A 13,873-nucleotide genomic window follows, 5' to 3' on the forward strand; every position below is an offset into this window, starting at 1 on the left:
CACAGCCCGCTCTCTGCTCCGCCAGGAGGAAAGGCCTTGAAAGACCTACTGAATTTGCTGAAAAACCAGGGTCAAGTCGAAGAGTTCGATGCCATTCGCATCGGCCTTGCTTCGCCTGAGATGATCCGTTCGTGGTCGTTCGGTGAAGTTAAAAAACCGGAAACCATCAACTACCGTACGTTCAAGCCTGAGCGTGACGGCCTGTTCTGCGCCAAGATTTTTGGCCCGGTAAAGGATTACGAGTGCCTGTGCGGTAAGTACAAGCGCTTGAAGCATCGCGGCGTGATCTGCGAGAAGTGCGGCGTTGAAGTTGCACTGGCTAAGGTTCGTCGTGAGCGCATGGCGCACATCGAATTGGCTTCGCCGGTTGCCCACATCTGGTTCCTGAAATCGCTGCCGAGCCGTATCGGTTTGCTGATGGACATGACCCTGCGCGATATCGAGCGCGTTCTCTACTTCGAGAGCTATGTCGTTATCGACCCGGGCATGACCACCCTTGAAAAAGGCCAGCTGCTGAACGACGAGCAGTACTTCGAAGCCCTCGAAGAGTTCGGTGATGACTTCGACGCCCGCATGGGTGCTGAAGCCGTTCGCGAACTGCTGCACGCGATCGACCTGGAGCACGAGATTGGCCGTCTGCGCGAAGAAATTCCGCAAACCAACTCGGAAACCAAGATCAAGAAGCTGTCCAAGCGTCTGAAGCTGATGGAAGCTTTCCTCGGTTCGGGCAACCTGCCTGAGTGGATGGTGTTGACCGTTCTGCCGGTTCTGCCGCCAGATCTGCGTCCGCTTGTTCCGCTCGACGGTGGCCGTTTCGCGACTTCGGATCTCAACGATCTGTATCGCCGCGTGATCAACCGTAACAACCGTCTGAAGCGCCTGCTCGATCTGTCCGCACCGGACATCATCGTGCGCAACGAAAAGCGCATGCTGCAGGAAGCGGTCGATGCTCTGCTCGACAACGGCCGTCGCGGTCGCGCCATCACTGGCTCGAACAAGCGTCCGCTGAAATCCTTGGCTGACATGATCAAGGGTAAGCAAGGTCGTTTCCGTCAGAACCTGCTCGGTAAGCGCGTGGACTACTCCGGTCGTTCCGTTATTACCGTGGGCCCGACTCTGCGTCTGCATCAGTGCGGTCTGCCGAAGAAGATGGCGCTCGAGCTGTTCAAGCCGTTCATTTTCGGCAAGCTGGAAATGCGTGGTCTGGCGACCACCATCAAGGCCGCGAAGAAGATGGTCGAGCGCGAGCTGCCAGAGGTTTGGGACGTTCTCGCCGAAGTGATTCGCGAACACCCCGTGCTGCTCAACCGTGCACCAACCCTTCACCGTCTGGGCATCCAGGCGTTTGAACCGGTTCTGATCGAAGGTAAAGCGATTCAGCTGCACCCGCTGGTCTGCGCCGCGTACAACGCCGACTTCGACGGTGACCAGATGGCCGTGCACGTACCGCTGACGCTGGAAGCCCAGCTGGAAGCGCGCGCACTGATGATGTCGACCAACAACATCCTGTCGCCTGCCAACGGTGAGCCAATCATCGTTCCTTCGCAGGACGTGGTACTGGGTCTGTATTACATGACCCGCGAAGCGATCAACGCCAAGGGCGAAGGCCGCGTATTCGCTGACCTGCAGGAAGTTGACCGGGTTTTCCGTGGTGGCGAAGCCTCGTTGCATGCTCGCGTAAAAGTGCGCATCAACGAAGTGATCAAAGACCGCGACGGCACCATCACCAAGAACACCCGTATCGTCGACACCACTGTCGGCCGTGCGCTGCTGTTCCAAATCGTGCCGGACGGCCTGTCGTATGACGTGGTCAACCAGTCGATGAAGAAGAAGGCGATCTCCAAGCTGATCAACCAGTGCTACCGCACCGTTGGCTTGAAAGACACCGTGATCTTCGCTGACCAGCTGATGTACACCGGTTTCGCTTACTCGACCATCTCTGGTGTGTCGATCGGCGTGAACGACTTCGTTATCCCGGATGAGAAGGCGCGCATCATTGACGCCGCCACCGAGGAAGTTAAAGAGATCGAATCGCAGTATGCCTCCGGCCTGGTAACCCAGGGCGAGAAGTACAACAAGGTGATCGACCTCTGGTCCAAGGCCAACGACGAAGTGTCCAAAGCGATGATGGCCAATCTCTCGAAAGAGAAAGTGGTTGATCGCGAAGGCAAGACCGTTGAGCAAGAGTCGTTCAACTCGATGTACATGATGGCCGACTCCGGTGCGCGGGGTTCTGCTGCGCAGATCCGTCAGCTCGCTGGTATGCGTGGTCTGATGGCCAAGCCAGACGGCTCGATCATCGAAACGCCGATCACCGCGAACTTCCGCGAAGGTCTGTCGGTTCTGCAGTACTTCATCTCGACGCACGGTGCTCGTAAGGGTCTTGCGGATACCGCGTTGAAAACAGCTAACTCCGGTTACCTGACTCGTCGTCTGGTAGACGTAGCGCAAGATCTGGTGGTTACCGCGATCGATTGCGGCACCGAGCACGGCCTGCTGATGACGCCGCACATTGAAGGCGGTGACGTGGTTGAGCCGCTGGGTGAGCGTGTACTGGGTCGTGTAATCGCCCGTGACGTGTTTAAGCCGGGCACCGAGGACGTCATCGTTCCAGCCGGTACCCTGGTGGACGAGCAGTGGGTTGAATTCATCGAACTGAACAGTATCGATGAGGTGATCGTGCGTTCGCCGATCACTTGTGAAACCCGCTATGGCATCTGCGCCAAGTGCTACGGTCGCGACCTGGCACGTGGTCACCAGATCAACATTGGTGAAGCGGTCGGGGTTATTGCTGCCCAGTCGATCGGTGAGCCGGGTACCCAGCTGACCATGCGTACGTTCCACATCGGTGGTGCGGCCAGCCGGACCTCCGCTGCCGACAGCGTACAGGTGAAGAATGGCGGTGCGGTACGTCTGCACAACCTGAAGCACGTTGAGCGTCTCGACGGCAATCTGATCGCGGTATCGCGTTCCGGTGAGCTGGCGATTGCTGACGAGTTTGGTCGTGAGCGCGAGCGCTACAAGCTGCCGTACGGTGCCGTGATTTCCGTGAAGGAAGGCGACAAGGTCGACGCTGGCGCAATCGTCGCCAAGTGGGACCCGCACACCCACCCGATCGTTACCGAAATGAAAGGTACCGTGACCTACGTGGGCATGGAAGAAGGCATCACCATCAAGCGTCAGACGGACGAATTGACCGGTTTGACCAACATCGAAGTCCTCGATCCGAAAGATCGTCCGGCTGCCGGCAAGGACATCCGTCCTGCAGTGAAGATGGTTGGTGAAGATGGCAAGGATCTGCTGCTGCCAGGTACCGACGTGCCAGCTCAGTACTTCCTGCCGGCCAACGCCTTGGTAGGTGTGGCGAACGGTGCGCAGGTTGCGGTCGGTGATGTTATCGCCCGTATTCCTCAGGAAACCTCGAAGACCCGTGACATCACCGGTGGTCTGCCGCGCGTTGCCGATTTGTTCGAAGCGCGTCGTCCGAAAGAAGCCTCGATTCTGGCTGAAATCAGCGGCACCATCGCGTTCGGTAAAGAGACCAAGGGCAAGCGCCGTCTGGTCATTACCCCGAACGACGGTAGCGATCCGTACGAAGAGCTGATTCCGAAGTGGCGTCACCTGAACGTGTTCGAGGGTGAACAGGTCAACAAGGGTGAAGTTATCTCCGACGGTCCGAGCGACCCGCACGATATCCTGCGTTTGCTGGGTGTCAGCGCGCTGGCCAAGTACATCGTCAACGAGATCCAGGACGTGTACCGCCTGCAGGGCGTGAAGATCAACGACAAGCACATTGAAACCATCCTGCGCCAGATGCTGCGCAAGGTTGAGGTGGCTGAGTCGGGTGATTCCTCCTTCATCAAGGGCGACCAGATGGAGTTGACTGCGGTACTGGGTGAGAACGAGCGTCTGGCTGCAGAAGACAAGTTCGTCGCCAAGTACACTCGCGTTCTGCTGGGTATCACCAAGGCGTCGTTGTCCACCGAGTCGTTTATCTCGGCGGCTTCTTTCCAGGAAACCACTCGCGTTCTTACCGAGGCGGCGGTTACTGGCAAGCGCGACTACCTGCGTGGCCTGAAAGAAAACGTGGTTGTGGGTCGTCTGATCCCAGCCGGTACCGGTCTGGCTTATCACAGCGAGCGCAAGCGCAAGCGTGATGCGGCTCAGCCGGTACGTGTCAGCGCCAGTGAAGTGGAAGCCGCACTGACCGAAGCGCTGAACTCCAGCAGCAATTAAGTTCAAAGCCCCGCTAGTTCGCTAGCGGGGCTTTGTCTTGACTGGGGCGGTGAGTCTCTTTAGACTCATGCACCCCTAAATTTGGCAGGGCACGTGCTCTGCCATTTTGTTTGTAGGGCAATAGCGTCGCAAGACAACAGTGGAGCTTAAGATGGCAACTATCAACCAGCTGGTACGTCAGCCGCGTAAGCGTATCGTCGAGAAATCCGACGTGCCTGCGCTGCAGAACTGCCCGCAGCGTCGTGGTGTGTGCACTCGCGTGTATACCACTACGCCGAAAAAACCTAACTCGGCACTGCGTAAAGTATGTCGTGTACGCCTGACCAACGGTTTCGAGGTTTCCTCGTACATCGGCGGTGAAGGCCACAACCTGCAAGAGCACAGCGTCGTTCTGATTCGCGGCGGCCGTGTAAAAGACTTGCCAGGTGTGCGTTACCACACCGTGCGCGGTTCGCTGGATACTTCCGGCGTTAAAGACCGTAAGCAGGGTCGTTCGAAGTACGGTACCAAGCGTCCGAAGTAATCGGCGCTCTGTACTGAATTGCGAGTTTCTATTTTTCTGAGTCGATAAGAGTAAGGTCGGGCATCCATCTCATGATGCAGTCCCGGGCTAACCTGAAGACCGTTTGAGGGCTTATCAAATGCCAAGACGTCGTGTAGCAGCCAAGCGCGAAGTGCTTGACGATCCAAAATACGGAAGCCAAATCCTGGCCAAGTTCATGAACCACGTGATGGAAAGCGGCAAGAAAGCCGTTGCCGAGCGTATCGTTTATGGCGCCCTGGACAAGGTTAAAGAGCGTAAGAACAGCGATCCCCTGGAAATCTTCGAGAAAGCTCTCGACGCCATCGCTCCGCTGGTCGAAGTGAAGTCGCGCCGTGTAGGCGGTGCTACTTACCAGGTTCCGGTCGAAGTTCGTCCGTCCCGTCGTAACGCTCTTGCCATGCGTTGGCTGGTAGATTTCGCCCGTAAGCGTGGCGAGAAGTCTATGGCTCTGCGTTTGGCTGGTGAGTTGCTGGATGCCGCTGAAGGCAAAGGTGCTGCAGTTAAGAAGCGTGAAGACGTGCACCGTATGGCTGAAGCCAACAAGGCTTTCTCGCACTACCGCTTCTAATTATCGCGCTTCTAAATTTGCGAGGGCTTTATGGCTCGTACTACACCGATTAACCGGTACCGTAACATCGGTATCGTGGCTCACGTGGACGCGGGTAAAACCACGACCACCGAGCGTGTACTTTTCTATACCGGCAAAAGCCACAAGATGGGCGAGGTGCATGATGGCGCCGCGACCACCGACTGGATGGTGCAGGAGCAGGAGCGTGGTATCACCATTACTTCTGCTGCTATTACCGCCTTCTGGAAAGGTTCCGAGAAGCAGTACAAAGATGAGCACCGCTTCAACGTAATCGATACCCCCGGCCACGTTGACTTCACTATTGAAGTAGAGCGTTCGCTGCGTGTGCTCGACGGCGCTGTCGTTGTGTTCTGCGGTACTTCGGGCGTTGAGCCTCAGTCGGAAACCGTATGGCGTCAGGCCAACAAATACGGCGTTCCACGTCTTGTTTACGTCAACAAGATGGACCGTGCCGGTGCTGACTTCCTGCGCGTGATCGGTCAGATCAAGCAGCGTCTGGGTCACACTCCGGTGCCGATTCAGTTGGCTATCGGCTCTGAAGACAACTTCCAGGGTCAGATTGATCTGATCAACATGCAAGCTGTCTACTGGAACGATGCTGACAAAGGCATGGTTCCAGTGCGCAAGGACATTCCGGCAGAACTGCTGGAAGAGGCCGAGAAGTGGCGCAGCAACATGGTTGAAGCTGCGGCCGAAGCCAACGAAGAGCTGATGAACAAGTACCTGGAAGGCGAAGAGCTGACCATTGCTGAGATCAAGTCGGCCCTGCGTCAGCGTACTATTGCTGGCGAAATCGTTCTGGCAGTTTGCGGTTCTTCCTTCAAGAACAAGGGTGTTCCCCTGGTTCTCGACGCCGTTATCGACTTCCTGCCTGCTCCTACCGACATTCCTGCTATCAAGGGTTCCAACCCGGATAACGAGGAAGAGGAAATGGAGCGTCATGCAAGTGACGACGAGCCTTTCGCGGCGCTGGCGTTCAAGATCGCTACCGACCCATTCGTGGGTACCTTGACCTTCGTTCGCGTTTACTCGGGTGTATTGGCCTCCGGCGATGGCGTGATCAACTCGGTTAAAGGTAAGAAAGAGCGCGTGGGCCGTATGGTGCAAATGCACGCAAACGCTCGCGAAGAGATCAAGGAAGTACGCGCTGGTGACATCGCGGCCTTGATCGGCATGAAGGACGTCACCACTGGTGAGACTCTGTGCAACGCTGACAAGCCAATCATCCTGGTTCGCATGGACTTCCCGGAGCCGGTTATCTCGGTTGCCGTAGAGCCTAAGACCAAGGACGACCAGGAAAAAATGGGTATCGCACTGGGCAAGCTTGCTCAGGAAGACCCGTCTTTCCGCGTCAAAACTGATGAAGAGACTGGTCAGACGATCATCTCCGGTATGGGTGAGTTGCACCTGGACATCCTGGTCGACCGCATGCGCCGCGAGTTCAACGTCGAAGCCAACATCGGTAAGCCTCAGGTTTCTTATCGTGAGCGCATCACGAAGAGCTGTGAAATCGAAGGCAAGTTCGTTCGTCAGTCCGGTGGTCGTGGTCAGTTCGGTCACTGCTGGGTTCGCTTTGCACCTGCTGACGAAGGTCAGGAAGGTCTGCAGTTCCTGAACGAAGTTGTTGGTGGTGTGATTCCGAAGGAATACATCCCGGCGATCCAGAAGGGTATCGAAGAGCAGATGAAGAACGGCGTAGTTGCCGGTTATCCGCTGATCGGCCTGAAGGCTACCGTGTTCGATGGTTCCTACCACGACGTCGACTCCAACGAGATGGCGTTCAAGGTGGCTGCTTCCATGGCGACCAAGCAACTGGCCCAGAAGGGTGGTGGTGAGTTGCTCGAGCCGATCATGGCGGTAGAAGTTGTTACCCCAGAAGACTACATGGGTGATGTGATGGGCGACCTTAACCGTCGTCGCGGCATGATCCTGGGTATGGAAGACACGATCTCCGGCAAGGTGATTCGTGCTGAAGTTCCGCTGGGTGAGATGTTCGGTTATGCGACCGACGTCCGTTCCATGTCTCAGGGTCGCGCAAGCTACTCCATGGAATTCAAAAAATACAATACGGCTCCGTCGCACATCGTCGAGTCGGTAACCAAAAAACAAGGCTGATTCAGCCCCTTTAAGCTAGGAGTTAATTGTCGTGGCTAAAGAAAAATTTGAACGTAACAAACCGCACGTCAACGTTGGCACTATCGGTCACGTTGACCACGGTAAAACCACTCTGACCGCTGCTCTGACCCGTGTCTGCTCCGAGGTATTCGGTTCGGCAAAGGTTGACTTCGACAAGATCGACAGCGCCCCAGAAGAAAAAGCTCGCGGTATCACCATCAACACCGCTCACGTTGAGTACGATTCGTCCGTGCGTCACTACGCACACGTTGACTGCCCAGGTCACGCTGACTACGTAAAAAACATGATCACCGGTGCTGCCCAGATGGACGGCGCTATCCTGGTTTGCTCGGCCGCTGATGGTCCGATGCCGCAAACTCGTGAGCACATCCTGCTGTCCCGTCAGGTAGGCGTTCCGTACATCGTTGTCTTCCTGAACAAGGCCGACATGGTTGACGACGCTGAGCTGCTGGAGCTGGTTGAAATGGAAGTGCGCGACCTGCTCAGCACGTACGATTTCCCAGGCGACGACACTCCGATCATCATCGGTTCCGCTCTGATGGCTCTGAACGGCCAAGACGACAACGAAATGGGCACCAGCGCTGTTAAGAAGCTGGTTGAAACTCTGGATAGCTACATCCCAGAGCCAGTTCGTGCAATCGACAAGCCGTTCCTGATGCCAATCGAAGACGTGTTCTCGATCTCCGGTCGTGGCACCGTGGTGACTGGCCGTATCGAGCGCGGTATCGTCAAGATCCAGGAAGAAATCGAGATCGTTGGTCTGCGTGACACCACCAAGACCACCTGTACTGGTGTTGAAATGTTCCGCAAACTGCTCGACGAAGGTCGTGCTGGCGAGAACTGCGGCGTTCTGCTGCGCGGCACCAAGCGTGACGACGTAGAGCGTGGCCAGGTTCTGGTCAAGCCAGGTTCGGTTAAGCCGCACACCACCTTCACTGCAGAAGTGTATGTGTTGAGCAAAGAGGAAGGCGGTCGTCACACTCCGTTCTTCAAAGGCTACCGTCCTCAGTTCTACTTCCGTACTACTGACGTAACTGGTAACTGCGAACTGCCGGAAGGCGTTGAGATGGTAATGCCAGGTGACAACATCCAGATGACTGTCACTCTGATCAAGACCATCGCAATGGAAGAAGGTCTGCGTTTCGCTATTCGTGAAGGCGGTCGTACCGTCGGCGCTGGCGTCGTAGCCAAAATCATCGCGTAAGTGATGGTTTGAGAAAAAGCCCCCGCTTGCGGGGGCTTTTTTATTGGGTTGACACCTGCTAGGGGCGTCTATAGAATCACGCCTCCTTTTAACGGGCGTATTGCGTCCGTTGGGAATAGCAGCTTGGAATCTGAGGTCAAAATGCAAAACCAACAAATCCGTATTCGGTTGAAGGCTTTTGACCATCGCCTGATCGATCAATCAACCCAGGAAATCGTGGAAACCGCGAAACGTACTGGTGCTCAGGTGCGTGGTCCTATTCCTCTGCCTACCCGCAAAGAGCGGTTCACCGTGCTGACCTCGCCACACGTCAATAAAGACGCGCGTGATCAGTTCGAGATCCGTACTCATAAGCGTGTTCTGGACATTGTCCAGCCAACGGATAAAACCGTTGACGCGCTGATGAAGCTTGATCTTGCGGCTGGTGTGGAAGTGCAGATCAGCCTCGGCTAAGACCGCTTTAGGTTTTAGTCGTGTAACGCTCTGAAATGGGCGGCCATAGCGGGTGAAAGCCCCGTACACTCATGAGGTTACAACATGACTATTGGTGTAGTCGGTCGAAAAGCGGGTATGACCCGTATTTTCACCGAAGAAGGTGTCTCCATTCCGGTTACGGTCATTGAGATCGAGCCGAATCGCGTCACTCAGTTCAAAACTGAAGAGTCCGATGGCTATCGTGCAGTGCAAGTCACTGTCGGCGAGCGTCGTGCTTCACGTGTCAGCAAGGCGCAAGCCGGTCACTTCGCTAAGGCGAATGTCGCGGCAGGTCGTACTGTTATGGAATTCCGTCTTGAAGAAGGCGAGTACCAGGCAGGTGATCTGATCAACGCTGAAATATTCCAAGCTGGTCAACTGGTGGATGTCACCGGTCAGTCCAAAGGTAAAGGCTTTGCCGGTACCATCAAGCGTTGGAACTTCCGCGGCCAAGACAACACTCACGGTAACTCCGTGTCCCACCGTGTTCCGGGTTCCATTGGCCAGTGCCAGACTCCGGGTCGCGTATTCAAGGGCAAAAAAATGTCCGGTCATATGGGCGCTGAGCGCGTGACCGTGCAGTCCCTGGAAGTAGTGCGGGTTGACGCTGAACGCAATCTGTTGCTGGTCAAGGGTGCTGTTCCTGGCGCTACTGGCGGCAACCTGGTTGTACGTCCAGCGGCCAAGGCTCGCGGTTAAGGGGAAGCTGACATGCAATTAAATGTAAATGGCGCTCAAGCAATCGAAGTATCCGAAGCCACTTTTGGCGGCGCATACAACGAGACCCTGGTTCACCAAGCAGTTGTGGCCTACATGGCCGGCGGCCGTCAGGGCAGCAAGCAGCAGAAGACTCGTTCCGACGTATCCGGTGGCGGTAAGCGCCCATGGCGTCAGAAGGGTACCGGTCGTGCTCGTGCAGGTACCACTCGTGGTCCGATCTGGCGTGGCGGTGGTGTGACCTTCGCGGCTCGTCCGCAGAATCACGATCAAAAGCTGAACAAGAAGATGTATCGCGCGGCCATCCGTTCGATTCTTGCTGAGCTGGTTCGTACTGATCGTCTGATCGTCGTCGAAGACTTCAGCGTCGAAGCTCCGAAGACCAAAGAACTGTTGGGCAAGTTGAATGGCATGGGTCTGACCGATGTGCTGATCGTGTCCGATGCTATTGATGAGAATCTGTACCTGGCTGCGCGCAACCTGCCACACGTCGATGTTCGTGACGTGCAGGGTTCCGATCCGGTCAGTCTGATCGCGTACGAAAAGGTGCTGGTCACCGTTTCTGCCGTGAAGAAATTCGAGGAGCTGCTGGGATGAACCAGGAACGCGTATTTAAAGTGCTGCTTGGCCCGCACATCTCCGAGAAGGCCACGGTTCTCGCTGACAAGAAAAGTCAGTTCGTTTTCAAGGTTGCAACCGATGCAACCAAGCTGGAAATCAAGAAGGCCGTCGAAAGCCTGTTCAACGTGAATGTTGCTGCTGTCAATACCGTGAATGTTCTCGGTAAGACCAAGCGCAATGCTCGCGGCCTGGGCAAGCGTAACGACTGGAAGAAAGCGATCATCTCGCTTCAGCCAGGCCAAGATCTCGATTTCGCCAGCAGTGCTGAGTAAGGAAGGGGTGCATCATGGCAATCGTTAAATGCAAACCGACTTCCCCTGGCCGCCGTTTTGTGGTCAAGGTGGTCAATCAGGAGCTGCATAAAGGCGCTCCTTACGCTCCGCTGCTTGAGAAGAAGTCGAAGACTGGCGGTCGTAACAACAATGGTCGTATCACTACCCGTCACATCGGTGGTGGCCACAAGCAGCATTACCGTCTGGTCGATTTCCGTCGCAACGACAAAGATGGCATCCCAGCCACTGTCGAGCGTATTGAATACGATCCGAACCGTACCGCACACATCGCTCTGCTGATGTATGCAGACGGCGAGCGTCGCTACATCATCGCCCCTAAAGGCGTGAGTGCTGGCGATCAGCTGGTAGCTGGCATCATGGCTCCGATCAAGCCGGGCAACAGTCTGCAGCTGCGCAACATTCCAGTTGGTAGCACTGTTCACGGTATCGAACTGAAGCCGGGCAAAGGTGCTCAGATCGCTCGTTCCGCTGGTGCTTCGGCTCAGCTGATTGCGCGTGAAGGTGTCTACGTTACCCTGCGTCTGCGTTCCGGTGAAATGCGTAAAGTTCTGGCTGAGTGCCGTGCGACCCTGGGCGAAGTCTCGAACTCCGAGCACAGCCTGCGTTCGCTGGGTAAAGCTGGTGCCAAACGCTGGCGTGGCGTTCGCCCAACCGTTCGTGGTGTTGCCATGAACCCGGTTGACCACCCACACGGTGGTGGTGAAGGTCGTACCTCTGGTGGTCGTCATCCGGTGTCTCCATGGGGCTTCCCGACGAAGGGCGCGAAGACTCGTGGTAACAAACGCACCGACAACATGATCGTCCGTCGTCGCAAGTAAATAGAGGGATACGACAGTGCCACGTTCTCTGAAAAAAGGTCCTTTTATTGATCTTCACCTACTGAAGAAGATCGAAGTGGCGGTGGAAAAGAACGATCGCAAGCCAGTGAAAACCTGGTCGCGTCGCTCGATGATCCTGCCACAAATGGTCGGTCTGACCATCGCTGTACATAACGGTCGTCAACATGTCCCAGTTCTCGTGAACGAAGACATGGTCGGTCACAAACTGGGCGAATTTGCCGGCACTCGTACCTATCGTGGGCACGTGGCTGACAAGAAAGCCAAGCGTTAAGGGGTAAGGAAATGGAAGTAGCCGCTAAGTTGTCGGGCGCTCGCATCTCCGCCCAGAAAGCCCGCTTGGTCGCTGACCAGATTCGTGGGAAGAAGGTGGGCGAAGCGCTCAACCTCCTGGCTTTCAGCAGTAAGAAAGCCGCCGAGATCATCAAGAAAGTGCTGGAGTCGGCTGTAGCCAACGCCGAGCACAACGAAGGCGCAGACGTTGATGACTTGAAGGTCAGCACCGTTTTCGTCAACGAAGGGCGTTCGCTGAAGCGCATCATGCCGCGTGCCAAAGGCCGCGCTGATCGCATCGTCAAGCGGTCTTGCCATATCACTGTCAAGGTTGCGGACAAGTAACGGAGTCGATCAGATGGGTCAGAAAGTACATCCCATTGGCATTCGCCTGGGAATCGTCAAGGAGCACACCTCCGTCTGGTACGCCAGCGGTCGGACTTATGCGGACTATTTGTTCGCTGATCTGAAGGTGCGTGAGTATCTCCAAGACAAACTAAAAAGCGCGTCCGTAAGCCGTATCGACATTGCTCGTCCGGCTCAAACTGCACGTATCACCATTCACACCGCTCGTCCCGGTATCGTTATCGGTAAGAAAGGTGAAGATGTTGAGAAACTGCGTCAGGACCTGACCAAGCAAATGGGTGTGCCTGTGCACATCAATATCGAAGAGATCCGCAAGCCGGAGCTCGACGGTATGCTGGTTGCGCAGAGCGTAGCTCAGCAGCTGGAGCGTCGTGTGATGTTCCGTCGCGCTATGAAGCGCGCTGTACAGAACGCCATGCGTATTGGTGCCAAGGGCATCAAAATCCAAGTGAGCGGTCGTCTCGGCGGTGCTGAAATTGCACGTACCGAATGGTATCGCGAAGGTCGTGTGCCGTTGCACACCCTGCGTGCCGATATCGACTATGCCACGTACGAAGCGCACACCACTTACGGTGTGATCGGTGTCAAGGTTTGGATCTTCAAAGGCGAAGTGATTGGTGGCCTTAAAGAAGAACTGAAACCTCAAGCACCTGCGCCTCGTAAAAAAGCTGCTAAGTAAGGAGTACGCAAAATGTTGCAACCAAAGCGTACGAAGTTCCGCAAGCAGATGACCGGCCACAACCGTGGTCTGGCTCAGCGCGGTAGCAAAGTCAGCTTCGGCGAGTTTGCGCTGAAGTCTGTTGCCCGTGGTCGTCTCACCGCCCGTCAGATTGAGTCCGCTCGTCGTGCTCTGACTCGTCACGTTAAGCGTGGCGGGAAAATCTGGATTCGCGTTTTCCCGGACAAGCCGATCTCCAAGAAGCCTCTTGAAGTGCGGATGGGTAAAGGGAAGGGTAGCGTTGAATATTGGGTAGCCCAGATCCAGCCAGGCAAAGTCCTGTATGAGATCGAAGGCGTTTCCGAAGAGTTGGCGCGTGAGGCTTTCGCCCTGGCTGCTGCAAAGCTGCCACTCGCCACCACTTTTGTTAAGCGGACGGTGATGTGATGAAGGCGAATGAACTTCGTGAAAAATCAGCACAGCAGCTGAACGAGCAACTGCTCGGCCTGCTGCGCGACCAGTTCAATCTGCGTATGCAGAAAGCAACTGGCCAGTTGGGGCAGTCTCACCTGCTCTCGCAAGTTAAGCGCGACATCGCTCGTGTGAAAACTGTGCTCAACCAGCAGGCAGGTAAGTGATCATGGCTGAAGCCGAAAAAACAGTCCGTACGCTGACCGGCCGTGTCGTCAGCGACAAGATGGACAAGACCATCACCGTATTGATCGAGCGTCGCGTTAAGCACCCGATCTACGGCAAATATGTCAAGCGTTCGACCAAGCTGCACGCACACGACGAAACCAACCAGAGCAAGATCGGTGACAAAGTTTCCATTCGCGAAACTCGTCCCGTTGCCAAGACCAAGTCTTGGGCGCTGGTTGAGATCCTCGAACGCGCAGTGGACGTCTAAGGGCTAAGGGTCGGAGAAA

General features: G+C 55.8%; 16 protein-coding genes. All 16 read left to right on the forward strand.

What is annotated here, in order from left to right; genetic code table 11:
• Nucleotides 1-36 precede the first annotated feature (36 nt).
• The 16 genes from rpoC to rpsQ all read left to right on the forward strand — a co-directional run bounded on the left by rpoC (nt 37) and on the right by rpsQ (nt 13,854).
• Nucleotides 37-4,236 carry a DNA-directed RNA polymerase subunit beta' gene (rpoC, locus tag RHP75_RS03115; protein ID WP_311090428.1) on the forward strand — a complete coding sequence of 1,400 codons (4,200 nt, stop codon included), beginning with the start codon at nt 37-39 and terminating at the stop codon, nt 4,234-4,236.
• Nucleotides 4,237-4,387: 151 nt separating this feature from the next.
• On the forward strand, nt 4,388-4,759 hold the full coding sequence (gene rpsL / locus RHP75_RS03120) for a 30S ribosomal protein S12 (protein ID WP_003463319.1): 372 nt from the start codon (nt 4,388-4,390) through the stop codon (nt 4,757-4,759).
• A gap of 118 nt (nt 4,760-4,877) precedes the next feature.
• A complete protein-coding gene (rpsG, locus tag RHP75_RS03125; RefSeq protein ID WP_010490886.1) occupies nt 4,878-5,348 on the forward strand; it encodes a 30S ribosomal protein S7 in 471 nt (156 codons plus the stop codon).
• A 30-nt stretch (nt 5,349-5,378) separates the two neighbouring features.
• Nucleotides 5,379-7,484 (forward strand): elongation factor G, encoded by a 2,106-nt coding sequence (gene fusA, locus RHP75_RS03130; protein WP_311090429.1) that lies wholly within the window; start codon nt 5,379-5,381, stop codon nt 7,482-7,484.
• 31 nt (nt 7,485-7,515) lie between these two features.
• The gene (gene tuf / locus RHP75_RS03135; RefSeq protein ID WP_090377379.1) at nt 7,516-8,709 is read left to right on the forward strand and encodes an elongation factor Tu; all 1,194 of its coding nucleotides are present in this window, start codon (nt 7,516-7,518) and stop codon (nt 8,707-8,709) included.
• 141 nt (nt 8,710-8,850) lie between these two features.
• Nucleotides 8,851-9,162, forward strand: a complete 312-nt coding sequence (rpsJ, locus tag RHP75_RS03140) for a 30S ribosomal protein S10 (RefSeq protein WP_010486970.1) — start codon at nt 8,851-8,853, stop codon at nt 9,160-9,162.
• Nucleotides 9,163-9,246: 84 nt separating this feature from the next.
• Nucleotides 9,247-9,882 (forward strand): 50S ribosomal protein L3, encoded by a 636-nt coding sequence (gene rplC / locus RHP75_RS03145; protein WP_090255807.1) that lies wholly within the window; start codon nt 9,247-9,249, stop codon nt 9,880-9,882.
• A gap of 12 nt (nt 9,883-9,894) precedes the next feature.
• Nucleotides 9,895-10,497: a 50S ribosomal protein L4 gene (rplD, locus tag RHP75_RS03150; RefSeq protein ID WP_311090430.1), complete on the forward strand. Its 603-nt coding sequence runs from the start codon at nt 9,895-9,897 to the stop codon at nt 10,495-10,497.
• Complete coding sequence (rplW, locus tag RHP75_RS03155; RefSeq protein ID WP_090255803.1) at nt 10,494-10,793, forward strand: 50S ribosomal protein L23; 300 nt, start codon at nt 10,494-10,496, stop codon at nt 10,791-10,793. Before rplD ends, rplW begins: the two co-directional genes overlap by 4 nt.
• 14 nt (nt 10,794-10,807) lie before the next feature.
• Nucleotides 10,808-11,632 carry a 50S ribosomal protein L2 gene (gene rplB / locus RHP75_RS03160; RefSeq protein ID WP_090255801.1) on the forward strand — a complete coding sequence of 275 codons (825 nt, stop codon included), beginning with the start codon at nt 10,808-10,810 and terminating at the stop codon, nt 11,630-11,632.
• 16 nt (nt 11,633-11,648) lie between these two features.
• On the forward strand, nt 11,649-11,924 hold the full coding sequence (gene rpsS, locus RHP75_RS03165) for a 30S ribosomal protein S19 (RefSeq protein WP_010486981.1): 276 nt from the start codon (nt 11,649-11,651) through the stop codon (nt 11,922-11,924).
• Nucleotides 11,925-11,935: 11 nt separating this feature from the next.
• On the forward strand, nt 11,936-12,268 hold the full coding sequence (gene rplV, locus RHP75_RS03170) for a 50S ribosomal protein L22 (protein WP_003210077.1): 333 nt from the start codon (nt 11,936-11,938) through the stop codon (nt 12,266-12,268).
• A 13-nt stretch (nt 12,269-12,281) separates the two neighbouring features.
• A complete protein-coding gene (rpsC, locus tag RHP75_RS03175) occupies nt 12,282-12,968 on the forward strand; it encodes a 30S ribosomal protein S3 (protein ID WP_069519907.1) in 687 nt (228 codons plus the stop codon).
• Nucleotides 12,969-12,980: 12 nt separating this feature from the next.
• Nucleotides 12,981-13,394, forward strand: a complete 414-nt coding sequence (gene rplP, locus RHP75_RS03180; RefSeq protein ID WP_090255798.1) for a 50S ribosomal protein L16 — start codon at nt 12,981-12,983, stop codon at nt 13,392-13,394.
• Nucleotides 13,394-13,585 carry a 50S ribosomal protein L29 gene (rpmC, locus tag RHP75_RS03185; RefSeq protein WP_002555481.1) on the forward strand — a complete coding sequence of 64 codons (192 nt, stop codon included), beginning with the start codon at nt 13,394-13,396 and terminating at the stop codon, nt 13,583-13,585. Before rplP ends, rpmC begins: the two co-directional genes overlap by 1 nt.
• Before the next feature lie 2 nt (nt 13,586-13,587).
• A complete protein-coding gene (gene rpsQ, locus RHP75_RS03190; protein WP_090255823.1) occupies nt 13,588-13,854 on the forward strand; it encodes a 30S ribosomal protein S17 in 267 nt (88 codons plus the stop codon).
• Nucleotides 13,855-13,873: the final 19 nt, after the last annotated feature.

It is taken from the genome of Pseudomonas sp. SG20056 (assembly GCF_031764535.1).
Taxonomy (GTDB): Bacteria; Pseudomonadota; Gammaproteobacteria; order Pseudomonadales; family Pseudomonadaceae; genus Aquipseudomonas.

Coding starts and splice junctions, on each gene's coding strand:
- rpsG (WP_010490886.1), top strand. CDS start 4,878: ATGCCAAGACGTCGTGTAGCAGCCAAGCGCGAAGTGCTTGACGATCCA.
- rplV (WP_003210077.1), top strand. CDS start 11,936: ATGGAAGTAGCCGCTAAGTTGTCGGGCGCTCGCATCTCCGCCCAGAAA.
- rplP (WP_090255798.1), top strand. CDS start 12,981: ATGTTGCAACCAAAGCGTACGAAGTTCCGCAAGCAGATGACCGGCCAC.
- rpmC (WP_002555481.1), top strand. CDS start 13,394: ATGAAGGCGAATGAACTTCGTGAAAAATCAGCACAGCAGCTGAACGAG.
- rpsL (WP_003463319.1), top strand. CDS start 4,388: ATGGCAACTATCAACCAGCTGGTACGTCAGCCGCGTAAGCGTATCGTC.
- rplC (WP_090255807.1), top strand. CDS start 9,247: ATGACTATTGGTGTAGTCGGTCGAAAAGCGGGTATGACCCGTATTTTC.
- fusA (WP_311090429.1), top strand. CDS start 5,379: ATGGCTCGTACTACACCGATTAACCGGTACCGTAACATCGGTATCGTG.
- rpsJ (WP_010486970.1), top strand. CDS start 8,851: ATGCAAAACCAACAAATCCGTATTCGGTTGAAGGCTTTTGACCATCGC.
- rplB (WP_090255801.1), top strand. CDS start 10,808: ATGGCAATCGTTAAATGCAAACCGACTTCCCCTGGCCGCCGTTTTGTG.
- rplW (WP_090255803.1), top strand. CDS start 10,494: ATGAACCAGGAACGCGTATTTAAAGTGCTGCTTGGCCCGCACATCTCC.
- rpsC (WP_069519907.1), top strand. CDS start 12,282: ATGGGTCAGAAAGTACATCCCATTGGCATTCGCCTGGGAATCGTCAAG.
- rpsQ (WP_090255823.1), top strand. CDS start 13,588: ATGGCTGAAGCCGAAAAAACAGTCCGTACGCTGACCGGCCGTGTCGTC.
- rplD (WP_311090430.1), top strand. CDS start 9,895: ATGCAATTAAATGTAAATGGCGCTCAAGCAATCGAAGTATCCGAAGCC.